General features: G+C 73.4%; 24 protein-coding genes. 8 read left to right on the top strand and 16 right to left on the bottom strand.

Translation table 11 applies throughout. The annotated features are described in order from the left end of the window. Positions 1-132: 132 nt before the first annotated feature. On the bottom strand, positions 133-891 hold the full coding sequence (locus ABT118_RS02785) for a phosphoglyceromutase (protein ID WP_350644428.1): 759 nt from the start codon (positions 889-891) through the stop codon (positions 133-135). A gap of 157 nt (positions 892-1048) precedes the next feature. On the opposite strand from ABT118_RS02785, the gene ABT118_RS02780 reads away from it, so the two are divergent. Beyond that, positions 1049-2302, top strand: coding sequence for an MDR family MFS transporter (locus tag ABT118_RS02780; RefSeq protein WP_350644427.1), 1254 nt, complete (start codon positions 1049-1051; stop codon positions 2300-2302). A gap of 21 nt (positions 2303-2323) precedes the next feature. On the opposite strand, the gene ABT118_RS02775 is transcribed toward ABT118_RS02780, so the two are convergent. Beyond that, positions 2324-2851, bottom strand: coding sequence for a YbjN domain-containing protein (locus ABT118_RS02775; protein WP_350644426.1), 528 nt, complete (start codon positions 2849-2851; stop codon positions 2324-2326). Positions 2852-2900: 49 nt separating this feature from the next. Then, complete coding sequence (gene mshA, locus ABT118_RS02770; RefSeq protein ID WP_350644425.1) at positions 2901-4259, bottom strand: D-inositol-3-phosphate glycosyltransferase; 1359 nt, start codon at positions 4257-4259, stop codon at positions 2901-2903. Positions 4260-4401: 142 nt separating this feature from the next. Between mshA and ABT118_RS02765 the strand changes: the two genes are divergently transcribed. Beyond that, on the top strand, positions 4402-5232 hold the full coding sequence (locus ABT118_RS02765) for a class I SAM-dependent methyltransferase (RefSeq protein ID WP_350644424.1): 831 nt from the start codon (positions 4402-4404) through the stop codon (positions 5230-5232). 106 nt (positions 5233-5338) lie between these two features. On the opposite strand, the gene ABT118_RS02760 is transcribed toward ABT118_RS02765, so the two are convergent. Further along, positions 5339-5872: an O-acetyl-ADP-ribose deacetylase gene (locus tag ABT118_RS02760; protein WP_350644423.1), complete on the bottom strand. Its 534-nt coding sequence runs from the start codon at positions 5870-5872 to the stop codon at positions 5339-5341. Between the two features lie 228 nt (positions 5873-6100). Between ABT118_RS02760 and ABT118_RS02755 the strand changes: the two genes are divergently transcribed. Beyond that, positions 6101-7495: a PP2C family protein-serine/threonine phosphatase gene (locus ABT118_RS02755; protein ID WP_350644422.1), complete on the top strand. Its 1395-nt coding sequence runs from the start codon at positions 6101-6103 to the stop codon at positions 7493-7495. An 81-nt stretch (positions 7496-7576) separates the two neighbouring features. Here ABT118_RS02755 and ABT118_RS02750 read toward each other — a convergent pair whose 3' ends face one another. The 4 genes from ABT118_RS02750 to ABT118_RS02735 all read right to left on the bottom strand — a co-directional run bounded on the left by ABT118_RS02750 (position 7577) and on the right by ABT118_RS02735 (position 10101). Continuing rightward, positions 7577-7915 carry a DUF2516 family protein gene (locus ABT118_RS02750; protein ID WP_350644421.1) on the bottom strand — a complete coding sequence of 113 codons (339 nt, stop codon included), beginning with the start codon at positions 7913-7915 and terminating at the stop codon, positions 7577-7579. Positions 7916-8017: 102 nt separating this feature from the next. Then, positions 8018-8629 (bottom strand): hypothetical protein, encoded by a 612-nt coding sequence (locus ABT118_RS02745; protein WP_350644420.1) that lies wholly within the window; start codon positions 8627-8629, stop codon positions 8018-8020. Between the two features lie 14 nt (positions 8630-8643). Next, positions 8644-9051 (bottom strand): helix-turn-helix domain-containing protein, encoded by a 408-nt coding sequence (locus ABT118_RS02740; RefSeq protein ID WP_350644419.1) that lies wholly within the window; start codon positions 9049-9051, stop codon positions 8644-8646. A gap of 81 nt (positions 9052-9132) precedes the next feature. Then, entirely contained in the window at positions 9133-10101 is a 969-nt protein-coding gene (locus tag ABT118_RS02735) for a helix-turn-helix transcriptional regulator (protein WP_350644418.1), read from the bottom strand. Positions 10102-10201: 100 nt separating this feature from the next. Between ABT118_RS02735 and ABT118_RS02730 the strand changes: the two genes are divergently transcribed. The 3 genes from ABT118_RS02730 (at position 10202) to ABT118_RS02720 (ending at position 12320) form a co-directional block, all read left to right on the top strand. Continuing rightward, the gene (locus ABT118_RS02730; protein ID WP_350644417.1) at positions 10202-10759 is read left to right on the top strand and encodes a DinB family protein; all 558 of its coding nucleotides are present in this window, start codon (positions 10202-10204) and stop codon (positions 10757-10759) included. Between the two features lie 97 nt (positions 10760-10856). Next, a complete protein-coding gene (locus ABT118_RS02725; protein ID WP_350644416.1) occupies positions 10857-11330 on the top strand; it encodes a carboxymuconolactone decarboxylase family protein in 474 nt (157 codons plus the stop codon). Between the two features lie 45 nt (positions 11331-11375). Beyond that, positions 11376-12320, top strand: a complete 945-nt coding sequence (locus tag ABT118_RS02720; RefSeq protein ID WP_350644415.1) for an RNA polymerase sigma-70 factor — start codon at positions 11376-11378, stop codon at positions 12318-12320. On the opposite strand, the gene ABT118_RS02715 is transcribed toward ABT118_RS02720, so the two are convergent. The 5 genes from ABT118_RS02715 to ABT118_RS02695 all read right to left on the bottom strand — a co-directional run bounded on the left by ABT118_RS02715 (position 12317) and on the right by ABT118_RS02695 (position 18028). Next, entirely contained in the window at positions 12317-12913 is a 597-nt protein-coding gene (locus tag ABT118_RS02715) for a dihydrofolate reductase family protein (RefSeq protein ID WP_350644413.1), read from the bottom strand. The genes ABT118_RS02720 and ABT118_RS02715 overlap by 4 nt on opposite strands. A 114-nt stretch (positions 12914-13027) precedes the next feature. Beyond that, positions 13028-13705 carry a hypothetical protein gene (locus ABT118_RS02710; RefSeq protein ID WP_350644412.1) on the bottom strand — a complete coding sequence of 226 codons (678 nt, stop codon included), beginning with the start codon at positions 13703-13705 and terminating at the stop codon, positions 13028-13030. Positions 13706-13745: 40 nt separating this feature from the next. After that, positions 13746-14549, bottom strand: coding sequence for a putative protein N(5)-glutamine methyltransferase (locus ABT118_RS02705; RefSeq protein ID WP_350644411.1), 804 nt, complete (start codon positions 14547-14549; stop codon positions 13746-13748). Between the two features lie 144 nt (positions 14550-14693). Continuing rightward, the gene (locus ABT118_RS02700; protein WP_350644409.1) at positions 14694-14894 is read right to left on the bottom strand and encodes a hypothetical protein; all 201 of its coding nucleotides are present in this window, start codon (positions 14892-14894) and stop codon (positions 14694-14696) included. Beyond that, positions 14894-18028, bottom strand: a complete 3135-nt coding sequence (locus ABT118_RS02695) for an SNF2-related protein (protein WP_350644408.1) — start codon at positions 18026-18028, stop codon at positions 14894-14896. Before ABT118_RS02695 ends, ABT118_RS02700 begins: the two co-directional genes overlap by 1 nt. Positions 18029-18177: 149 nt before the next feature. Here ABT118_RS02695 and ABT118_RS02690 point away from each other — a divergent pair, with 149 nt between their 5' ends. Then, positions 18178-18786, top strand: coding sequence for a YceI family protein (locus ABT118_RS02690; protein ID WP_350644406.1), 609 nt, complete (start codon positions 18178-18180; stop codon positions 18784-18786). A gap of 7 nt (positions 18787-18793) precedes the next feature. Here ABT118_RS02690 and ABT118_RS02685 read toward each other — a convergent pair whose 3' ends face one another. Further along, positions 18794-19762, bottom strand: a complete 969-nt coding sequence (locus tag ABT118_RS02685) for a LysR family transcriptional regulator (protein WP_350644405.1) — start codon at positions 19760-19762, stop codon at positions 18794-18796. Positions 19763-19886: 124 nt separating this feature from the next. On the opposite strand from ABT118_RS02685, the gene ABT118_RS02680 reads away from it, so the two are divergent. Next, entirely contained in the window at positions 19887-20504 is a 618-nt protein-coding gene (locus tag ABT118_RS02680; protein ID WP_350644404.1) for an MFS transporter, read from the top strand. Here the strand turns inward: ABT118_RS02680 and ABT118_RS02675 are convergent. Then, positions 20456-20902: a DUF732 domain-containing protein gene (locus ABT118_RS02675; protein WP_350644402.1), complete on the bottom strand. Its 447-nt coding sequence runs from the start codon at positions 20900-20902 to the stop codon at positions 20456-20458. The genes ABT118_RS02680 and ABT118_RS02675 overlap by 49 nt on opposite strands. A 107-nt stretch (positions 20903-21009) precedes the next feature. Next, positions 21010-21315, bottom strand: a complete 306-nt coding sequence (locus ABT118_RS02670) for a hypothetical protein (protein WP_350644400.1) — start codon at positions 21313-21315, stop codon at positions 21010-21012. Between the last annotated feature and the right edge of the window lie 320 nt (positions 21316-21635).

Genomic DNA, 21635 nt, shown 5'->3' with positions numbered 1-21635 from the left:
GGTCTGAACCACCTGAACCCCCGCCCCACAGCGCCGAGTTGGTGGCTGCCCATTCGGCGGAGGTGCCCCCGACCGCACGAAACCCCCGGTCGGCGCCGAAGCGCCGACCGGGGGTTCGATGGACTTTCGGGCTTACTTCTTGCCCTGGTTCTTGACCGCCTCGATGGCGGCCGCGGCGGCGTCCGCGTCCAGGTAGCGGCCGCCCTTGGTGAGGGGCTTGAAGTCGGCGTCGAGCTCGTAGACGAGCGGGATGCCGGTGGGGATGTTGAGGCCGGCGATGGCCTCGTCGGAGATGCCGTCGAGGTGCTTCACCAGGGCGCGCAGGCTGTTGCCGTGCGCGGTGACCAGGACGGTCTTGCCGGCCGCCAGGTCGGGGACGATGGCGTCGTACCAGTACGGGAGCATCCGGTCGACGACGTCCTTGAGGCACTCGGTCTGCGGACGCAGCTCGCTCGGGATGTCGGCGTAGCGGGCGTCGCCGGACTGCGAGTACTCGGTGCCGTCCTCGAGCGCCGGCGGCGGGGTGTCGTACGAGCGGCGCCAGAGCTGGAACTGCTCCTCGCCGAACTCGGCCAGGGTCTGGGCCTTGTCCTTGCCCTGGAGGGCGCCGTAGTGGCGCTCGTTCAGCCGCCAGCTGCGGCTGACCGGGATCCAGTGCCGGTCGGCCTTGTCCAGGGCGATCTGCGAGGTGCGGATCGCGCGGCGGAGCAGGGAGGTGTGCAGTACGTCGGGGAGGAAGCCCTCGGCGGCGAGCAGCTCGCCACCGCGTGCGGCCTCCTTCTCACCCTTCTCGTTGAGGTCGACATCGACCCAACCGGTGAAGAGGTTCTTCTGGTTCCACTGGCTCTCGCCGTGACGGAGCAGGATCAGTCGGTAGGTCGTGTCAGCCATGGTGCTCAGCTTAATAGAGCCGGATAACCCCTGGCCGGGACCAAGGTCCACCAGTAATGTGCAGATCGAAGATGAGCCACTTACAGTTGCGCTGAGCGGTCGATCCGGCCTGCCCCGGTCCGTTCAGCGGGACTCCGTGCACCCCGGGAGCCCCCAGATGCCCGTCCCCCAGCGCCTGCGCGTCTCACTATCGGAGACGGCCGGTGGACTCCCGCGCCAGTTCTGGTGGCTCTGGATCTCCACGCTGGTGAACCGGATCGGCGGCTTCGTGGTCCCGTTCCTCGCCCTGTATCTGACCGCCGACCGGGGCTACTCGGCGGCGTACGCGGGCCTGGTCGCCTCGCTGTTCGGGCTCGGCTCGGCGATCGCGGCGATCGGCGGCGGGGTGCTGACCGACCGGATCGGGCGGCGGCCGACACTGCTCGCGGCCCAGCTCGGGACGGCCGTCAGCATGGCGGTGCTGGGATTCGCCGACGGCCGGACGGCGATCGCGGTGGTGGCCTTCCTGGTCGGCCTGGCCAGCAACGCCTCCCGCCCCGCCGTGTCGGCGATCATCGCCGACGTGGTGCCGGCCGAGGACCGGACCCGGGCCTACTCGTTGAACTACTGGGCCATCAACCTGGGCTTCGGCGTCTCCGCGGCGCTGGCCGGCCTGATCGCGGCGCACGGGTACCTGACGCTCTTCCTGCTGGATGCCGTCAGTACGCTCGCCTGCGCCGTGGTGATCTTCGTGAAGATCCCGGAGACCAAGCCGGCCGCCACCGCCGTGGACCGGTCGGGACCCAAGGTCGGGCTCGGCACCGTGCTCCGGGACGGCCGGTTCATGGCGGTGGTCGGCATCAACCTGCTGCTCGCCCTGATCGTCCAGCAGAGCAGCAGCACGCTCGCCATCGACATGGGCCTGGCCGGCATCCCCGCCTCGCAGTACGGCCTGGTGGTCGGTCTGAACGGCCTGCTGATCGTACTGCTCCAGCTCCCGCTGACCCGGCTGATGGAGGGCCGGAACCGGACCGCGCTGCTGGCCGTCAGCGTGCTGCTGATCGGCTGGGGCTTCGGGCTGACCATGTTCGCGGGCTCGTCGGCGGTGTTCTACGCGCTCACCGTCGTGGTCTGGACGGTCGGCGAGATGATGAACGCGCCGACCATGATGGCGCTGGTGGCCGAGCACTCCCCGGCCCGGGCCCGGGGGCGCTACCAGGGCATGTACTCGCTCTCCTGGTCGCTCGCCGGGTTCCTCGGCCCGCTCGGCGGCGGGCTGCTGCTCCAGTACGGCGGCGGGACCGCGGTCTGGGGCACCTGCGCGGCGCTCGGCACCGCCGCGGCGGTCGGATTCCTACTGCTCGGCCGACGGCCGGCGCCCGAGCCCGCGGCGGCGACCGCGGACACCGGGCCGGTGCGGGTCGGCGCCTGACGGCCGGTCGGTGCCTGACGGTCAGTCGGTCTCCGGCAGCTCGTCGGCCGGAGCGGCCAGGTGGGTGAAGGCCTCCAGGTTGCGGGTGGACTCGCCGCGCTTGGTCCGCCACGCCCACTCGCGCCGGATCGCGGTGGCGAAGCCGAGTTCGAGCAGGGTGTTGAACGGCTCGTCGGCCCCCTGCAGCACCGTGCCGAGCAGCCGGTCCACCACCTCGGCGGTCAGCCCCTCCAGCGGCAGCCGCCCCGCCAGGTAGACGTCCCCGAGCGCGTCGATCGCGTACGCGACCCCGAACAGCTTGGTGTTGCGCTCCAGCAGCCAGCGGTAGACCGCCTCGTGGTTCTCGTCCGGGCGGCGCACCACGAAGGCGTTCACCGAGAGGGTGTGGTCGCCGACCCGGAGCGCGCAGGGAGTGGCCAGCTTGCGCGTCCCGGGCAGCGTCGCGACCAGCGTGTACGGGTCGGTCGCGGCGGGCTCCCAGGCCACGCCCGCCTCGTCCAGGGCACTGCGGAGCAGCGCGAGGGCGTCGTCCTTGGTACGGGTTGCCATGAGGGAGACGTTACTCGGCGGTACCGGGGAGCGCGGGCGTGACTCCCCGTCAGGCCAGCCGCAGGCCGCCGAGCAGCCCGGAGCGGTGCATCGCGGCCGTGTAGACCTCGGCGGTACTGGCCGCCGCGGTCTCCCAGCCGAACGCGGCCGCGTGGGCGGCGGCGGCCGCCCCCTGACGGTGCACCAGCTCGGCGTCGGTCACGTACGGGCGCAGCGCCCGGGCCCAGTCCTGCGGGTCGTGGCCGGTCACCAGGGTGCCCGTCCGCCCGCCCCGGACCGCGACCGGCAGCCCGCCGACGGCGGCGGCCACCACCGGGGTGCCGCAGGCCTGCGCCTCCAGCGCGACCAGCCCGAACGACTCGCTGTACGAGGGCATCACCAGGGCCGTGGCGGCCCGGTACCACTCGGCCAGCGCGGCCTGCCCGACCGGCGGGTGGAACCGGACCACGTCGCCGATGCCGAGCTGGGCCGCCAGCTTCTGCAGACTCTCCGGCTTGGCCAGGCCGCTGCCGGACGGGCCGCCGACCACCGGCACCACCAGCCGGTGGCGCAGCTCCGGCTCGCGCTCCACCAGCGCGGCGACGGCGCGCAGCAGCACGTCCGGTGCCTTCAGCGGCTGTATCCGGCCGGCGAAGAGCAGCACGGCGGCGTCCTGCGGCAGGCCCAGCCGGGCCCGGGCCGCCCTGCGGTCGCCGGGGCGGAAGACGTCGAGGTTGACCCCGGGGTGCACCACGGCCAGCTGGTCGTCCCTGGCGGAGTAGTGCAGGGCCAGCTCGGCGGCCTCCTCGGCGGTGTTGGCGATCAGCCGGTCGGCGGCCTCGACCACCTGGCTCTCGCCGATCACCCGGGCGGCCGGCTCGGGGGTGTCGCCCTCGGCCAGCGCGGCGTTCTTCACCCGGGCCATGGTGTGCATGGTGTGCACCAGCGGGACGCCCCAGCGCTGGGCGGCCAGCCAGCCGACCTGGCCGGAGAGCCAGTAGTGCGAGTGCACCAGGTCGTAGTGGCCGGGCCGGTGGCCCGCCTCGGTGCGCAGCACCGCGTGGGTGAAGGCGCACAGCTGGGCCGGCAGGTCCTCCTTGACCAGGCCCTCGAACGGGCCGGCCGTGACGTGCCGCACCAGGACCCCGGGGGCCAGCTCGACCGTGGGCGCGTCGTCGGAGCTGATCGCCCGGGTGAAGACCTCGACCTCGATGTTGAGCTGGGCCAGGCGCTTGGCCAGCTCGACGATGTAGACGTTCATCCCGCCCGCGTCGCCGGTGCCCGGCTGGTGCAGCGGGGAGGTGTGGACGCTGAGCATCGCGATCCGGCGCGGTCGACGGGAGCGGCCGCCGACCAGGGCCTGCAGCCTGCCCCGGGACGGGGGCAGGATCTGGGCACGGCGAGCCGTTCTTGCAGGGTGCTGGGTCACCTGCGGAAACCTCCTCGTTGCTCCCCGTCGGCCGCCCGCGGGGTCGCGGGCATTCATCCAGTGTGACAACCCACGAGGATGGGGACGGCATTCCCGCCCGCCCGCTGGGGCCCCGCACCGGCTCCGCCGTAGGCTGCTGCGCATGGCCGCCTCGTTCGATCCCACCAGCTCCGCCGCCCGTGGACGGCGGGACCGCCCGGTCGGAACGGTCACCCGGGGCACCACCAACACCAACCGGCTGCGGCGGATGGACCGCTGGATCGCCCACACCCTCGGCCCGGCACTGCGCTCCGCCGACCGCCCGCCGACCGCGGTCGACCTCGGCTACGGCGCCGCGCCGTGGACGGCCGTGGAGCTGTCCGGGCGGCTGCGCGCGGTGCGGCCCGACGTCCGCACGGTCGGCATCGAGATCGAGCCCGACCGGGTGGCGGCGGCGCTGCCGTACGCCGAGCCGCCGCTGCTGACCTTCCGCCGGGGCGGCTTCGAGGTCCCGCTGGACGGCGGGGAGCGGGCGCTGCTGATCCGGGCCGCCAACGTGCTGCGGCAGTACGAGGAGTCGGCGGTGGCGGCGGTGTGGGAGCGGCTGTGCGGACGGCTGGCGCCCGGCGGGCTGCTGGTCGAGGGCACCTGCGACGAGATCGGGCGGCGGCACGTCTGGGTCGCGCTCGGCCCTGAGGGGCCCCGGACGGTCACCTTCGCGGCCCGGCTGGGCGGCCTGGACCGGCCGTCCGACCTGGCCGAGCGGCTGCCGAAGGCGCTGATCCACCACAACGTGCCCGGCCGCCCGGTGCACGCCTTCCTGACCGACTTCGACCGGGCCTGGTCGGCCGCCGCGCCGTACGGGGCGTTCGGCGCCCGGCAGCGCTGGGTGGCCGCCTGCCGGGCGCTGTCCGGGAGCTGGCCGCTGGTGGACGCGCGGGGGCGGTGGCGGCAGGGCGAGGTCACGGTGCCGTGGAGCGCGCTGGCGCCGTAGGCCCCGCGGGTGACGCTCCATGATTCACGATTCACTCGAACGAGTTATCGATTACCTCTGGTGCGCTGACGCCTCGTCACGCCACCATGGGAACACCGGACCGCGGTCAGCTCCGCTGCGCCAGCGCCCGCTCGAAGACCCCGTACGCCTCGGCCCCGAACAGCACGAACCGCACCTCCACCAGCTCCGACCCGCCGTCCACGACCTCCGCCACCGCCGCGAGGGCGATCCGCGCCGCGTCCTCCAACGGCCAGCGGTACACCCCGGTCGAGATCGCCGGGAAGGCCACCGTCCGCGCCCCCAGCTCCGCCGCGACCCGAAGGGACTCCCGATAGCAGGACGCCAGCAGTCCGGCCCGCTCCTCGTACTCCTCCGGCAGGTGGACGGGCCCCACCGTGTGCACCACCCACCGGGCCGGCAGCCGGCCCGCCGTGGTGGCGACGGCCCGGCCGACCGGCAGGCCCTTGCCGTAGTGCGAGGCGCGCAGCTTCCGGCACTCGGCCAGGACCTCCGGCCCGCCCTTGCGGTGGATCGCGCCGTCCACCCCGCCGCCGCCCAGCAGCGAGGTGTTGGCGGCGTTCACCACCGCGTCCACCTGCTGCTCCGTGATGTCACCCTCGACCAGCGTGATCCGTGTCACCGCACCGACCTTCCGTCATATTCCATGCCGAGCACCGCATCCACGTGTGCCCGCCGTCACCGCCCGGCTGTTTCGGCGGCGTGGCAATAGCCACAGAGTCGCCGGTCGGCCGGAGAAATCTCCGGAGATCACGTTATGGTCGCGGGAAGCTCCCCGACACACAGTGCCATGCGGGCACTGCGCGCGGACCTCAGCCGTTGCCCAGTCGGGGAAAGGGAGGACCGACCAATGCCCGCAACGGGAGACGGGCGGGCACCGCGTGCCTCGTACCGGCCGGGCGCCGTCACCGAAGCACGCGACCCGCGTGCGGAGGCGGTCGGGGCTGGGCCCGCGCCGATACCGCACCCCCGGGCCACCGCCGGGACGCCCGACGCGCCGTTCCGGCTGCTGGTGATCGAGAACGACTTCACCGACGCCGCCTTCCTGGAGCAGCTGGTCGCCGACAGCGGCTCGGCGATCGAGCTGCACTGGGCCCAGGGCGTGGAGTCCGCCGCCGCCCGGCTGGCCCGGCCCGGCTCCCGGCGCGGCCGTCCGCGCGAGGTGGAGTTCGGCTGCGTCCTGCTCGACCTCGCCGACCCGGCCGACCAGACCGGCCCGCTCCAGGGCCTGGAAGGTCTGCGCGAGCTGCTCCGCTGCGCCCCGCAGACCGCCGTCGTGGTGCTCACCGACGCCGCCGGGGCCGAGCTGGGCGCCGCCGCCGTGGCCGCCGGTGCCCAGGACTTCCTGATCCGGCACGAGACCGACGGCGCGCTGCTGGCCCGGGCCCTGCGCTACGCGGTCGAGCGCAAGCGGGCCGACGAGTCCCAGCGCCGCCTGGTCGAGGCCGAGCTGCGCGGCCAGGAGAACGCCCGGCTCCAGCGCCACCTGCTGCCCACCCCGCTGCTCGACGGCGCCGGGCTCTCCTTCACCCGCCGCTACCGCCCCGGCCGCAGCCGGGCCCTGCTCGGCGGCGACTTCTACGACGCCGTCCGGACGGACGACGGGATCGTCCACGTGGTGATCGGCGACGTCTGCGGCCACGGCCCGGACGAGGCCGCGCTCGGGGTCGCGCTCCGGATCGCCTGGCGCTCGCTGGTCTTCGCCGGGCTGACCGGGCAGGCGCTGCTCACCACGCTGCAGCACGTGCTGGAGCACGAGCGCCGCAGCGACGAGATCTTCGCGACGCTCTGCATGCTGGTGCTCTCCCCCTCGGACGGCCGCGACCCGGCCGACGCCGAGCAGGCCAAGCTCTACCTGGCCGGGCACCCCGCCCCGCTGCTGCTCGGCGCCGACGCCGGGCCGGCCCTGCTCTCCGCCGACCAGGCGGGCCCGGCGCTCGGGCTGCTGCACTGCGACGACCCCGGCGCCGCCTGGCCGGCCCAGGAGCTGGCCCTCGACCCGGGCTGGACGCTGCTGCTCTACACCGACGGCCTGGTCGAGGGCCGGGTCGGCGCGGGCTCCCGCCGACTGGGCCAGGACGGCTTGGTCGAGCTGATCGGCGACCACCAGGCCGGCGGCCTGACCCGGGGCCGACTGGTCGACAGCGCCATCGCCGAGGTCGAGGAGCTGAACGGCGGCGCGCTCACCGACGACGTCGCGGTGCTGCTGCTGGAGCGCAACCCGGCCCCGCTCATCATGGGCTGACCCCCCCGCACGCTGAACCCGCCCCCGGAAACGCCGATGGGGAGCGGCCCGGAGCCGCTCCCCATCACCGGTGACACCTCGTCACCAGGGCCCGTACGGACCCGTGTTGCGCTTGCCGCCGTTGCCCCGGCCATCGGTCAGCTGCTTGATCGCGGGGCGGACGTCGACCATGTAGATGATCGCGGCGGCCAGCCCGACCAGGGTCAGGATGCCGAACACCGCCGCGCCGAGCAGGAGATCGAGCCCGAGCGCCAGCCCGAGCACGACCAGCCAGAACGTCTTGGTCTTCTTGTCCGCCGCCCGGTACGCGTCCTCCCGGCGGGTCACCGCGTCCACGAAGGCGGTCAGCTTGAACCCCACGATCGCCACGGCAAGCCACCAGAACGGATTCAGGTAGTCCAACGCCAGGATCTCGGACACTGCGGACTCCTCACTGCGGCTCCGGCCGTACTGCCGCCCGTCGTGGCACGGCCGGATGACCGTACCCAGGACAACGCACCGGTAAGCCCGGTCGTGCCCGGTCTACTTCTCGGTGGTGCCGGTGCTCTTCCGGGCCCGGGGGGCCCGCTTCGGCTTCGGCTCGGGGGCCGCGTCCGGGTCCAGGTCCGGCTCGAGGTCCACCACGACCGCCTCGACCACGATCTCGGCCTCGACCTCGGCCTCGGCCTCGGCCTCGACCTCGACCTCGGCGGTGGCGAAGTCGTCGGCGAAGTCGTCGGCGGCGGCCCAGGCGGTCGGCTCCTCGGCCGAGGGGGCCGGCTGGCCCTTCTCGACCACGGCCTTGCCGCGGACCGCCAACTCCTCGTACGCCTCCTTGGCCTTCACGGCCAACTCCAGCGCCAGGCCGACCTGCTGGAGCGCGAAGGTCTGCGCCTTCTCCTGCAGCCCCTTGAGGTCACCGGGCAGCGTGGAGACCGTCTCGGTCACCTTCGCCTGCGCCTCGACCAACCGGGTCTGCGCCTCCTGGAGCCTGGCCGCGGCCTTCTCCTGGGTGCCCTTGCGGTCGGCCGCCAGCGCCTCGACCCTGGCAGGCACCTCCCGCAGCTTCTCGTAGGCCAGGTCCCCGGCGCCCGCGATCGCGTACAGCGGGGTCGGGTCGCTCAGCGTCTTCTTGATCTCGTCGGTGATCGGCATGACCGGTCCTCCTACTACCCTTCGACAGTCCGGCGGTCGGCCTGTCCCTCTCCTGCTTCCCCGGGCTTCCCGACGCTCTCCTGATTCTCTTTCAGGAAGGCGTCGTAGACCGCGAGCAGCGCCTGCTTCTGCCGCTCGCTGATCAGCGGATCGGCCAGGATCGCAGCCCGCAGTTCGAGCCCCTCACCCTGCCGCTCCTCCAGAATCCCGGCCTGCACGTACAGCGTCTCGGCCGAGATCCGCAGCGCCTTGGCGATCTGCTGAAGGATCTCCGCGCTCGGCTTCCGCAGCCCCCGCTCGATCTGGCTGAGGTACGGGTTCGAAACCCCGGCCGCCTCCGCCAGCTGGCGCAGCGAGTACTGCGCGTTCCGCCGCTGCTCCCGGATGTACTCCCCGAGCGAGCCGACCTTCAGTGAAGCCATGCCAGCACTCTGCCCCACCGTGCTTGCAATTGCAAGCACAGCGCTAACACCAGCAACCACCGCCGCCGCCTCGGGGCACCTTCAGTCGGAGGGTCCGTCCCCCGCTGCCGCGAGCAGGCGGTGGGCCAGGGCGCGGGCGGCGGCGCGTACTTCGGGGCCGCCCGTGATCCGGAACGGGGCCGGGAGGGAGGCGAGCTGCTCCGCGTACCAGCGGGGGTTGCTGGTCGTGCCGGTCAGGCGGCAGGTGGTGGCGTCGACCGGCTCCAGCCGGCCCAGGGTGCGCGGGACGTACGGGGCGACCTCGGGGTGCGGGGCGTCGATGAGTACTTCTGCGGTGTACTCCCAGCCGACGGCGAGGTGCTCCTCCAGGACGGCGACGGGGTCGAGTCCGACCGGCGGGTCGAAGCCGTCGGCGAGTACCTCGACGGTGCGGACCCGGTCGATCCGGTAGGCCCGGCGGCCGTTCGAGGTGTGCGACCAGCAGAGCAGGTACCAGCGGCCGTGGCGCACCACCACGGCCCACGGGTCGACCTCGACCTCGCGCTCGGGGCCGGCCTCGGAGCAGTACGCCAGCCGCACCCGCCGGTGCGCCGAGCACGCCTGCACCAGCTCGGTCGTGGTCCCGGGGTCGGGGCGGGCGGCGGCGCGGTCGTGGGCCGGGGCGGCGGCCCGGCGGACGGATTCGGCCTGGGTGGCGACCGGCTCGGGCAGTGCTCGCATGATCTTGCCCAGTGCGCTGCCGACCGGGCCGGCGGTGTCGTTCGCGTCGTGGTGGCCGTCGAGGACCGCCATCACCAGGCAGAGCGCCTCCGTCGCGCTGAAGGTCAGCGGCGGCAGTCGCAGGCCGCGCCCGACGCGGTAACCGCCGTACGGTCCGCGCACCGACTCCATCGGGATGCCCGCCTCGCGCAGGATGCCGACGTACCGCCGCGCGGCCCGGTCCGAGACGCCCAGCTTCTCGGCGAGCCGGGCGGCGGTGATGCCCGGGGCGGCCTGGATCAGTTCGAGCGTGCGCAGCACGCGTGCGAGGGGGCCTGCGTCGGGCTCCACCCGGCGTCCTTTCACTGCGGCGACCGGGTCACCGCGGTACTTCCCCGGCCCCGGAGATTCCGGACGCAGAACGTCCGGAACCGAGCCTACTGTGCTCCGCATGACCGACGACAACGTCCTCGACACCACCATTCACGAGCCCTCGATGACCGCCGGAGAGGTCGAGATGCTGCTGTTCGCGCTCGACCGCTCCCGGGCCCAGTTCGCCTGGAAGTGCGGCGGGCTGGACGCGGCCGCACTGAACCGGCCGCTCCCGCCGTCGACGCTGACCCTCGGCAGACTGGTCAAGCACATGGCCCTGGTCGAGCAGCGCTACACCATCGACTTCACGGGCGAGGCGCCCGGACCGCCGCTGGACACGGCGGAGGCCATGTCCGACCCGGACTGGGCCTGGCGCAGCGCCGACGACGACACCCCCGAGCAGCTCTACGGCCTGTGGCGCCGCGCCGTCGAGCACGCCCGGGACTCGCTGGCAAAGGCGCTCGCCGACGGCGGGCTCGACCAGCCGGCCAAGTACACCGCCTCGGCCGACGGCGTCCCGCCGAACCTGCGGCGCATCGTGGTGGACCTGCACGACGAGTACGCCCGCCACGTCGGCCACGCCGACCTGCTGCGCGAGGCCGTGGACGGGCTGGTCGGGGAGGACCCGCCGCAGTAGGCGCCCCGGCATGGCGCAGGTCACATCCGGCCGTGTCACAGCGGATCGGGCTGCCTCGTCCCAAGGGGTGCAAGCCACTACCGCTGAGGAGCACACCATGGACGCACGGCTGAACCTCTTCGCCACCCCGACCGCCGGCCGGGCCGTCAAGCAGCTGATGGGCATGCACAAGGTGCTCCAGGACTCACCGCTGCCGAACGCGACCCAGGAGCTGGTGGCGCTGCGGGTCAGCCAGATCAACGGCTGCGCCGCCTGCATCGACATGCACACCAAGGAGGCGGACGCGGCCGGCGAGACCGCGGTGCGGCTGCACCTGGTCGCGGCCTGGCGGGAGGCCACCGTCTTCACCGAGCCCGAGCGGGCCGCGCTGGAGCTGGCGGAACAGGGCACTCGGCTCGCGGACGCGGCCGGCGGGGTCGGCGACGAGGTGTGGGAGCGGGCCGCGAAGCACTACGACGAGGAGCAGCTCGGGGCCCTGGTGGTCCTGATCGCCTTCATGAACCTGGCCAACCGGATGAACGTGATCACCCGGCAGCCGGCCGGCAACTACCGGGCCGGACAGCTGCACTGAGACCGCGTCACCAGCCGGCCGGACGACGAAGGGGAGGATGTCGGAATGAGCAAGGTCGAGGAGTTCGAGGAGCTGCGCCCGCTGCTGTTCTCGATCGCGTACCGGATCCTGGGCAGCGTGGGCGAGGCCGAGGACGCGGTGCAGGAGGCGTGGCTGCGCTTCGACGGCTCACCGACCCGGCCCGTCTCCACCAAGGCCTTCCTGTCGGCCACCGTCACCCGGATCGCGATCGACGTGCTGCGGTCGGCCCGGGTCCGGCGGGAGCAGTACGTCGGGCCGTGGTTCCCCGAGCCGCTGCTGAGCGATCCGTTCCAGGACCCGGCCCGGTCGGCGGAGTTGGCCGACTCGGTCTCGATGGCGGCGCTGTTGCTGCTGGAGCGGCTCAGCCCGTTGGAGCGGGCCGTGTTCGTGCTGCGGCAGGTGTTCGACTTCGACTTCGACCAGGTCGCCGCGGCGGTCGGGCGGTCGGAGGCGGCGTGCCGGCAACTGCTGGTGCGGGCGCGGCGGCACATGGCGGACGGGCGGCCGCGGTTCGAGGCGGCCCGCGAGGAGCGGGACGCCCTGGCGGCGCGGTTCTTCGACGCCCTGCGCGAGGGCGACGTGGCCGGGCTGCAGGAGCTGCTGGCCGCCGACGTGTCGCTGGTCGGCGACAGCGGCGGCAAGACCCCGCAGCTCGCCAACGCCGTCAGTGGCGCCGGGAACGTGGCCCGGCTGCTCGCCGCGGTCTTCCCCTGGCTGGCCCGGATCGACGTCGCCTTCGAGCCGCACGAGGTCAACGGCCAGCCCGGCGCGGTCTTCCGGGACCGGGACGGCAAGGTGCTGCACACGCTGGTGCTCGATGTGCTGGACGGACAGATCCAGGCGATCCGCTCGGTGACCAACCCCGACAAGCTCGGGCACCTGGGCCAGGTCGCCGACGCCTGGGCCGTCCACCGCGAGCTGCAGCAGGCCCGCCGACAGCACCGCCGGGACTTGTCGGACGGGCTCTAGTTCGCGGCGGCCGGGCGGTAGGTGCAGACGTTGACACCGGCGGCGCTGGTCTCGGTGGAGACCAGCTCGAAGGCCTGGTGCGTGCCGTCGGTGGGCCAGATCGTCTTCCCGCCGCCGACGATCACCGGCATCACGATCAGGCGGAGCTCGTCCACCAGGCCCTCGCTCAGCAGGGTGCGGGCCAGCGTCGGGCTGCCCATCAGCGCCAGGTCGCCGCCCTCGGCGGCGCGCAGCTCGCGCAGCCGGGCGACGGCCTGGTCGCCGGGGATGCGGGTGCTGTTGTGCCAGGTCAGGTCGGCGTCCGCCAGGGTGCCGGTGACGACGTACTTGGGCAGCGCGTTCATCCGGTCGGCGAACGGGTCGCCCGCGCGGTCGGGCCAGGCGCTGGCCATGGTCTGCCAGGTGCGGCGGCCGAAGAGCAGGCCGGCCGCCTTGGCGGTGGCCCCGTCGAACGCGCCGCCGACCACCTCTGGGTCGAAGAAGGGGTGCGACCAGCCGCCGTTGGCGAAGCCGCCGTCGGTGTCCTCCTCGGCACCGCCGGGGGCCTGCACGACGCCGTCCAGGCTGATGAACTCGGTGATCACGATGCGCATGGGAAACCGCTCCTGTTAGGTCCGAACCTCGGGTCTACAGCACCGAAGACTGCCCCACGCCTCCGACACTCGACCTACCGGGACGATTCGTGGGGCTCCGGTGCCGAGGGGGCGTCAGATGCCGGGCCAGGACGAGAGACAGGCCGCCTGAGTGCGAGTCAGACGACTCCGGTCAAGTCCGTGCAGCCAGGACAGCAGCTCGGGAGCGGCATCGAACTCCGCCCAGAAGCCCAGGCGCAGGTCGGCCGGCGAGCGGAGCACGAGCCACTCCTCGAGCAGGTCGGCCAGGTGCTGCTCCGCCGCCCGCGTCCGGGTGGCGGCCAGCAGGTCCAGCCAGGGCTGCAGCGTGCCGGTGCTGACCGCGAGCAGCTCCAGCACCTCGGCCACCGGCACCGGGGCCGGGAACCGGTGCAGGGTCTGCTCCAGCCAGGCCTGCCAGACCTCGGTGAGGGCGGCCCGGGCGGGCAGTGGCCAGGCCTGCCAGTCCGCCTCCACCAGCCGGGTGGCCACCCAGGCGCCGTCCACGTGCAGCTCGTTGCCGATCACGGCCCGGACGATCGCGGGCGCCATCCGGCGGAACAGGCCCGGGAAGTCCTCCCAGTGCGAGGGCGTCCTCATCACCACCGAGGCCAGCAGCCTGGACGGCACCCGGTCGGGCGGCCCGGCGAGCAGCCGCCGGTCGTCCTCGTCGTAGCAGTAGGTGCAGCCGACCAGCTCGAACAGCCGGTCGGGGGCGAGGGCCGCGCCGAGGGCGTCCAGGGCCGAGGCGAGGCGCTGCTGATGGTCCGTCATACCGACCTGCCGGGAACTCCGTCCGGCCGACCGGCGAAGATCACGACGTTACCAGCCGGCCCAGCTGTCGGTCCGGCCGGTCGGGAAGGGTACCGATGGCCACGGTGGCGTCGTGGTCCTCGGAGGTGCGGAGTTCGACGGTCAGGCCGTGGGCGGCCATGGCGGCTGCGGTGCCCGGGGCCTGACGGGTGCTGGTCTCGATCAGCAGGCGGCCGCCGGGGGCGAGCCAGTGCGGGGCGCCGGCGATGACGCGGCGCTGGACCGCCAGGCCGTCGGCGCCGCCGTCCAGGGTGAAGCGCGGTTCGTGGTCGCGGGCCTCCGAGGGGAGGAAGGGGATCGCGTCGGTGGGGACGTACGGGGCGTTCGCCACCAGGACGGTGATCCGGCCGCGCAGGCCGGGCGGGAGCGGGGCGTACAGGTCGCCCCGGTGCAGCTGGGCGGTGGGCGGGAGGTTGCTCCGGGCGCAGTCGACGGCGGCGGGCGAGAGGTCGGCGGCGTGCAGCTCGGCCCCGGGGGCGGCGACGGCCAGTACGGCGGCCACGGCACCCGCGCCGCAGCACAGGTCGAGCGCGACGCCGTCCGGCCGGAGCAGTGCGGCGGCCTGTCCGGCCAGGAACTCGGTCCGGCGGCGCGGCACGAAGACGCCGGCCGTGACGGTGATCCGCAGGCCGCAGAACCCGGCCCAGCCCAGGACGTGTTCGAGCGGGAAGCCCTCGGCCCGGCGGCCGACCATGGCGGCGAGCTGCTCGGGGGTGGTGGCGGTGGCGACGAGGAGGTCCGCCTCGTCCTCGGCGAAGACACAGCCGGCGGCGCGAAGGGTGGTGACGATGGTGGCGTACGACATGACGGAGGCCTTTCGAGCGGACGAAGGGCGCCCTCGTGGCCTGCCGGTCAGTGCGGCGGGGCGACGGAGGAGAGCACCCGAACGGGCCGAGCGGTCATGGGTGTCACCTCCTGGGTCGCATCGTGTACTGCCGAGAGCGGCACCTTACCAAAGGCCGGGTCGGTCGCCGGTCCCGTCCGGGTCGGCCAGTCTGCGGCCGGTCTCGGCGAGCAGCCGGCTCAGGTCCCGGCCGCCGATCCTGATCCCGGCCGGGCCGAGGCCCTCGGCCGGGGCGGCCTCGGCCGGAGCCGGCGGCGCGGCCCGCAGGGTGAAGTCACCGTCCCAGAAACCGTCCAGCTGCTCCATCAGGAGGCTCCGATCGCGTCGGCGGAGAGGGTGACCAACTCCCGCAGGGTGGTGGGGTCGAGGCCGGTGAGCCACTGCTCCTCGGTGGAGACGGCGGCCTCGGCCAGCGCGCGCTTGGCCTCGATCAGCTCGCCGATCCGCTCCTCCACGGTGCCGACGCACACCAGCCGGCGGACCTGGACGTCGCGGCGCTGGCCGATCCGGAAGGCCCGGTCGGTGGCCTGGTCCTCGACCGCCGGATTCCACCAGCGGTCCAGGTGGATCACCTGGTTGGCGGCGGTCAGGTTGAGGCCGGTGCCGCCGGCCCGGAGCGAGAGCAGGAACACCCGGGGGCCGCCGGGGGCCTGGAACCTGGCCACCAGTTCCTCCCGCCGGTGCTTGGGGACGCCGCCGTGCAGGTAGAGCACCTCCTCGCCGAGCCGCTCGGTCAGGTGCGGCTGGAGCAGCCGTCCGAACTCCGCGTACTGGGTGAAGACCAGCACCCGGTCCCCCTCCGCCAGTGCCTCGGTGAGCAGCTCCTCCAGCCGGGCCACCTTGCCCGAGCGGTCGCCCAACGCCGAACGGTCGTGCAGGAGTTGGGCCGGGTGGTTGCAGACCTGCTTGAGCTTGCCGATCGCGGCCAGCACGGTGCCCTTGCGTTCGACGCCCCGGATGCCCTGGACCCGCTGCAGCACGTCGGCCACCACCGCCTGGTAGAGCCCGGCCTGTTCGGCCGTCAGGTTGCACCAGACGGTGATCTCCTGCTTGGCGGGCAGCTCGGCGGCGATCGCCGGATCGGTCTTCAGCCGCCGGAGCACGAACGGGCCGCTGAGCCGCCGCAGCCGGGCCCCGACGTCGGCGCTGCCGTGCTGCTCGACCGGGATCGCGAACCGCTCCTTGAACGACTCGGCGCTGCCGAACAGGCCGGGGTTGGCGAAGTCCAGCACGGCGTGCAGCTCGGCCAGCCGGTTCTCCACCGGTGTGCCGGTGAGCGCGATCCGGTGCACCTCGACCGGGAGCGAACGCAGCGCCCTGGACTGGGCGGTGGCCGCGTTCTTGACGTACTGCGCCTCGTCCGCGACCACCCGCCGCCAGCGGGTCCGGGCCAGCGTGCGGGCGTCCCGCTGGAGCACCCCGTAGGTGGTGATCACCAGATCGGCGTCCGGGACCGACCCGGCGCGCTCGCTGCCGTGGTGGACGTGCACCCGGAGCTTGGGCGCGAACCGGGCCGCCTCGCGCTGCCAGTTGCCGACCAGCGACATCGGGCAGACCAGCAGGGTGGGCCCGGTCGCGTTGCCCGCGTACTGCTCGGCTGCCAGCAGGGCCAGCGTCTGGACGGTCTTGCCGAGGCCCATGTCGTCGGCCAGCACACCGCCCAGACCGAGCCGGGACAGACCGTGCAGCCAGGCCAACCCCCGCTCCTGGTACGGGCGGAGGACCGCGCCGAAGTCCGGCGGCAGCGCGGGGGCCGCGCTGTCCTGGGACCGGCCGGCCAGCAGCTCGCCGAGCGGCCCGGTGGCGGTGACCCCGGTGACCGGCAGACCGCCGACGGTGGCGGCCGGGTCGAGGGCGAGCCGGAGCAGTTCGGCGGTGGGCAGCGAGCCGGTGCCGTGCCGGGTGAGGAAGCCGAGCGCGGCGGCGATCTGATCGACATCCACCTCGACCCAGCGCCCGCGCAGCCGGACCAGGCCCTGCTGGGCGGCCCCGAGATCAGTCAACTCCTGCTGGGTGAGCTTGACTTCGCCCAGGGCGGCCTGCCAGCGGAAGTCCACCACCGAGTCCCGGTCGACCTGGGCGGCCCGCTCGACCGAGCCGGGCGGCGCGGTCCTGGCGGCGGTCAGGGCGAGGCCGAGACTCGGCCTGCGCTGCCACCAGGCGGGCAGCAGGACCCCGAACCCCGCCCCGGTGAGCGCGGGCGCGGCGTGGCGCAGGAAGTCGAGCGCACCCGCTCGGTCGAGCCGCAGGCCGGAGCTGCGGGTGCGGGCCAGGGCCGGCCGCAGCTCGGGGCGGCGCAGGGCGGCCCGGTCCAGCTCGGCCAGGTAGCTCTCGACCGGGTCGGGCAGCAGCCGGGCCAGGGCGGCGAACGCCGGTCCGCCGTCCCAGAGTTCGGCGGCCGGGAGGAGCAGCGAGGGCTGGTCGACCAGCTGGACCAGGAAGTCGAGCCGCCAGTCGTCGTCGGAGGGACGGCCCTCGGGGTCGTCGTCGGAGGGCCCGAGCGGTTCGGAGAGCCGGAAGCAGAGCCGGACCGGGCTGTCCGCCGGGGGCGAGCCCGAGTACCAGGCCGCCAGCCGTTCGCGCAGGTCCTCGACCTCCCCCGCGGGCGCCTCGAACCGGCCGTCCGTCCGGTGCAGCGCGGCCCACCAGGCCGCCGGCGCACCGTCGGCGGCCGGTACCGACTCCCCCGCCGGGTCCGGCACCCCCTCCAGCGCGACCCGGATCTCGTGGTCGACGAAGCGGTCCAGCAGCCCGGCCACCAGGTCGGCCGCCCCCACCCCGCTCCCCATCCCGTGCTCGGCCAGCACGATCGGCGGGCAGCCGCGCACCAGCGCCTCGGCCTCCCGCCGGTCGGCCGGCCCGGGCGCGGGCTGCCAGTGCGCGTACGGGCCGCCGTCCCGCTCCCGCACCACCGGCAGCGCCCGCCCCCGGCCGGCCAGCCGCCAGGCCAGGTCGTGCACGGCGGTCAGCCAGCGCAGCGAGGCGCCGTACGCCAGCTCCACCGACCCGGCGGTGTACGGGAGTTCGAGGCTGGCGCCGGACCAGTACGGGTCGAAGAGCTCACCGAGCAGCTGGGCCGCCTCGGCGGGCGGGAAGAGCAGTACCGGCACCCGCCAGGCGGTCAGCGAGACGCCCCGGCCGGTGGCGCCGATCGGCAGCTGCGGGGACGGGGTGGGGGCGCCGCTCAGGCTGGGCAGCCGCAGGGTGCTCCACCGCTCGGGAGCCTGCTCGGCGAGCCAGCCGGGGCCGGGGCCGAGCGCGGCGAGCAGCCGGGCGACCTCGGCCGCCGGTGCGGCGAACGGGTGCGCGGCAGCCGTCGGCGGCGCGGCCGACGGTGCGGTCGGCGGCCGGTGCAGCCGGGCCGCCGTGTAGGCCCGGGCGTCCTCGGCCCAGAGCGCGAGCCGGCCGTCGGCCCGCCAGAGCGCGTGCAGGGCGTACATGGACGGGCCTCCCGGGACGGCAGCGGACTTTCACCCTAGCCCGGCGCTCCGCGCCCACCTTGGTTGAACATTGAACGAAGTGGGGTTATGGTGGTGGCACGCCAACAAGTTGAAGCCTAAACAAACGGCTTCCGACCCGAGGAGAAGCCATGGGCATCTTCAACCGCACCAGCAAGGCCGCCACCACCACCGTCACCGAGGCCCCGGCCGGGCCCGACCTGGCCCACCTGACCGGCGACTACACCGTCGACGCCTCGCACAGCCAGGTCGGCTTCGCCGTCCGGCACGCGATGGTGACCAACGTGCGCGGCACCTTCACCGAGCACGACGGCCTGCTGCACCTGGACGGCAGCCACCCGGAGAACTCCACCGCCGCACTGACGATCAAGGTCGCCAGCATCGACACCGGCAACACCCAGCGCGACGAGCACCTGCGCACCGGCGACTTCTTCGAGGCGGAGAGCTTCCCGGAGATCACCTTCCGCTCCACCTCGGCCGAGCGGCTGGGCGGCGACTCGTACCGGATGACCGGTGACCTCACCATCAAGGACACCACCCGCGAGGTGGTCCTCGACCTGGAGTACACCGGCAGCGCGACGGACGTCTACGGCGCCCAGCGGGTCGGCTTCGAGGGCAGCGCCACCGTCGACCGCACTGTCTGGGGCCTGACCTACAACGCCGCGCTGGAGACCGGCGGCGTGCTGATCGGCGAGAAGGTGAAGCTCAACTTCGACATCTCCGCCGTGAAGAGCATCTGAGCCGGCCTCAGCAGACCAGCAGCGCGGCATCCTCGGCGGGCAGCCAGCTCACCGGCGGACGCCGCAACCACCCCTCGCGCGAGCCCAGTCCGGCCACGGCCTCGCGCAACGCGGTGAAACCCGGATGACGCAGCTCCGGGCGGTGCACCAGGCTCACCAGACTAAGCGGCACCGGATCGACCAGCGGACGGGTGACGGCCCCGGGTATCCCGGGGCCGCCGGTCGTGGTCAGCATCGCCTCACCGTGCCGGGCCAGGTAGTGCCCGACCTCCTCCACCCCGACCGGCGGGCTGTGCGGCGCCGCCGCCGACAGCCCGTGCGCACCCAGCAGCCGCTGTCCGAGCGCGGTCCACTCGGTGGTGGCCGGGTTCCCCGCGCAGATGTCCACCGGGTACCCCGCCAGCGCGCCCAGCGGCACCTCGGGCAGCGCCGCCAGCGGATGGGCCAGCGGCAGGAAGACCGCCATCGCCTCGAACCGCACCGGCAGCTGCGCCAGTCGGGACCGCATCCCGGCCGGCAGCCCGGCGAACCGGCCGAACGACACGTCCAACCGATGGGCCGTCAGCTCCACCGCGGCAGCGGCGAGCCCGCCGTGGAACCGGGCCAGCAGCTCCAGCTCGGGCCGCGCCGCCCGCGCCGCCGCGAGCAGCCGGACGGCGGTCAGGTCGTCCCCGGTCACGTCGTTGTTCAGGTCCACCAGCAGCGGCCGGTGCCCGGCCTGCCCGGCCAGCAGTTCGTCGTGCAGCGCCAGCAGCCGGAGGACCTTGGGCAGCAGCAGCTCGCCCTCCGGGGTGAGCCGTACGCTCCGGGTGCTCCGGTCGAACAGCCGCTGCCCGAGCGCCTGTTCCAGCGACCGGACGTCCCGGCTGAGCGCCTGCTGCGCCACGTGCAGCCGTTCGGCGGCCCGGCCGAAGTGCAGCGTCTCGGCGGTGGTGGCGAAACCGCGCAGCAGACGCGGGTGCAGATCACGGGGCATCCCCGCACCCTAACGCCCGCCTATTGACAACAGGAGTGCGTGAATCGGGCAGAACAGGTGTTGGACCGGACCGGAGCGGCCCCGGAAGGCTGGGCGCACGTCCCCGCGCCACCTCTGGAGCCCCGTGTTCGCCTCGTACCGCCGCCTGTTCGCTGCCCCCGGCGCGCTCGCATTCACCCTGGCCGGGCTGTTCGCCCGGCTCTCCTTCTCCATGACCGGCGTCAGCACCGTGGTGCTGATCGCCGACAGCCACGACTCGTACGCGCTGGCCGGGGCGGTCTCCGCGATCGGGGTGGCGGCGGTCGCGCTCGGGATGCCGGCGATCGGGCGGCTGGTGGACCGGTACGGGCAGTCCAGGGTCGCGGTGCCCACGGTGCTGCTGACGGCCGTGCCGATGGCGGGCCTGCTGCTCTGCGTCCGACTCGGCGCTCCGGTCTGGACCCTGTTCGCCTGCAACGCCGCCGCCTCGGTCACCCCCAACCTCGGCGGCATGGCGCGGGCCCGCTGGGCCCACCTCTACCGCGACGACCCGGCCGCCCGGCACACCGCCAACTCGCTGGAGCAGGCGCTGGACGAGCTCTGCTTCATGGGCGCCCCGGTAGACAGTACACCCTTGGAAGTGCCACGAAGCCCAGTCACGGCAACGAAAAAGCCCCGTCTGAGACTGTCTCAGACGGGGCTTTCGCGTTGGTGCTACTTACAGAACGAGGCCTTCACGGCCTCAACGATCGCCAGTGCCTGAGCGTCCGTCAGCGTCACGGCGCCGCCTTCAAAACGGCTCTTAGCGTTCTTCGCGACGGTCGCCGCATCCTTGCCCGCCTGCACGTCGGAGCAGACGTTCCGGGCCCGGTCTACAGCCTTGTCCGTCTTCTCGACCAGTGCAGGGTTCACGGCCTTGAGCGTGGCCACCAGGACGGCCGTCTGTGCCGCATCGGGCGACGGGATCGCGCTCGCCGGCTTGGGGGCCGTACTGCTCTGCGCGGGGGCCGGAGCGGGGCTTTCAGCCTTGGGCGCCTCGGACTTCTGTGAGGCACCGAAGGCCCCCTTAGGGCTGCTGCTGGTGGTGCTGGCCGAGTTGCACCCGGTCAGTGTGAGTCCGGCGAGCAGAGCGGTTCCGATGATGCGCGTTGCGAGTCGCAACGTCCCTCCCCTTGTCGATCATGTGAACGAAGATCAAACATCTACCATGCTGCGCACACAGACGCCCCCCCGATTCAGTGAACCGGAGGGGCGTTGGCGAGGTGGGGTCAGTAGTTGGCGCGCTCGGCTTCGTCGGCTCGGAACGCCGCTTCGTAGCGCTTTCGGTCGGCCTTGAGTCGCGCGTTCCGTGCTTCCTCGGTGCTCATGTCCTCTTCGGTGTAGTCGGCAAGGGTCATCACGATGTGCGCCGCACGCATCATGCCGCCGACCGTCTGCACCACACGGGCCTTGACCGCGCTGCTTCCGCGCTGCTCCGTCCGCAGGGCGAGGCCCCAAGCTTCAGCAACGATCCGGGCGTATGCCTCGCTGATTTCTGCGGTCAGTTCCTCGACAAGTTCACGGACGGCGGTCACTTCGGTTCCTCCGGGTTGGTCAGGGGCTTCACAGGGGCACTCAGGGCAGCGAGACGGGGGTAACAGTCGGGGCAGCCCCAAAGCTCCCATGAGGGGCCGCTCTGCCGCTCCACCGTACGCACCAGGCGAACATCCTCGGTGCGATAGCAGGCGTTGCAGATTCGCGTGATTCCGGTCGGCTCGGCCATCACGCTGCCGCGTCCGTCTGCTGGTGCTCTGCCATAGCGGGGGCGTCCACCCAGTGCACCGGGTCCGGCATTTTGGCGTCTGCGGCCCACGCGGCGGCTCGGCGCTCTCGGGCCAGTTCGGCGCCGGTCCGC

It is taken from the genome of Kitasatospora sp. NPDC002040, assembly GCF_040296785.1.
Classification (GTDB): Bacteria; Actinomycetota; Actinomycetes; order Streptomycetales; family Streptomycetaceae; genus Kitasatospora.
Note: the sequence above shows the minus strand (reverse complement) of the source record. Positions and strands in the feature narration are given on the sequence as shown.

Coding starts and splice junctions, on each gene's coding strand:
- ABT118_RS02780 (WP_350644427.1), top strand. CDS start 1,049: ATGCCCGTCCCCCAGCGCCTGCGCGTCTCACTATCGGAGACGGCCGGT.
- ABT118_RS02745 (WP_350644420.1), bottom strand. CDS start 8,629: ATGCCGATCACCGACGAGATCAAGAAGACGCTGAGCGACCCGACCCCG.
- ABT118_RS02755 (WP_350644422.1), top strand. CDS start 6,101: ATGCCCGCAACGGGAGACGGGCGGGCACCGCGTGCCTCGTACCGGCCG.
- ABT118_RS02720 (WP_350644415.1), top strand. CDS start 11,376: ATGAGCAAGGTCGAGGAGTTCGAGGAGCTGCGCCCGCTGCTGTTCTCG.
- ABT118_RS02690 (WP_350644406.1), top strand. CDS start 18,178: ATGGGCATCTTCAACCGCACCAGCAAGGCCGCCACCACCACCGTCACC.
- ABT118_RS02740 (WP_350644419.1), bottom strand. CDS start 9,051: ATGGCTTCACTGAAGGTCGGCTCGCTCGGGGAGTACATCCGGGAGCAG.
- ABT118_RS02765 (WP_350644424.1), top strand. CDS start 4,402: ATGGCCGCCTCGTTCGATCCCACCAGCTCCGCCGCCCGTGGACGGCGG.
- ABT118_RS02685 (WP_350644405.1), bottom strand. CDS start 19,762: ATGCCCCGTGATCTGCACCCGCGTCTGCTGCGCGGTTTCGCCACCACC.
- ABT118_RS02715 (WP_350644413.1), bottom strand. CDS start 12,913: ATGCGCATCGTGATCACCGAGTTCATCAGCCTGGACGGCGTCGTGCAG.
- ABT118_RS02700 (WP_350644409.1), bottom strand. CDS start 14,894: ATGGAGCAGCTGGACGGTTTCTGGGACGGTGACTTCACCCTGCGGGCC.
- ABT118_RS02775 (WP_350644426.1), bottom strand. CDS start 2,851: ATGGCAACCCGTACCAAGGACGACGCCCTCGCGCTGCTCCGCAGTGCC.
- ABT118_RS02725 (WP_350644416.1), top strand. CDS start 10,857: ATGGACGCACGGCTGAACCTCTTCGCCACCCCGACCGCCGGCCGGGCC.
- ABT118_RS02695 (WP_350644408.1), bottom strand. CDS start 18,028: ATGTACGCCCTGCACGCGCTCTGGCGGGCCGACGGCCGGCTCGCGCTC.
- ABT118_RS02705 (WP_350644411.1), bottom strand. CDS start 14,549: ATGTCGTACGCCACCATCGTCACCACCCTTCGCGCCGCCGGCTGTGTC.
- ABT118_RS02730 (WP_350644417.1), top strand. CDS start 10,202: ATGACCGACGACAACGTCCTCGACACCACCATTCACGAGCCCTCGATG.
- ABT118_RS02710 (WP_350644412.1), bottom strand. CDS start 13,705: ATGACGGACCATCAGCAGCGCCTCGCCTCGGCCCTGGACGCCCTCGGC.
- ABT118_RS02785 (WP_350644428.1), bottom strand. CDS start 891: ATGGCTGACACGACCTACCGACTGATCCTGCTCCGTCACGGCGAGAGC.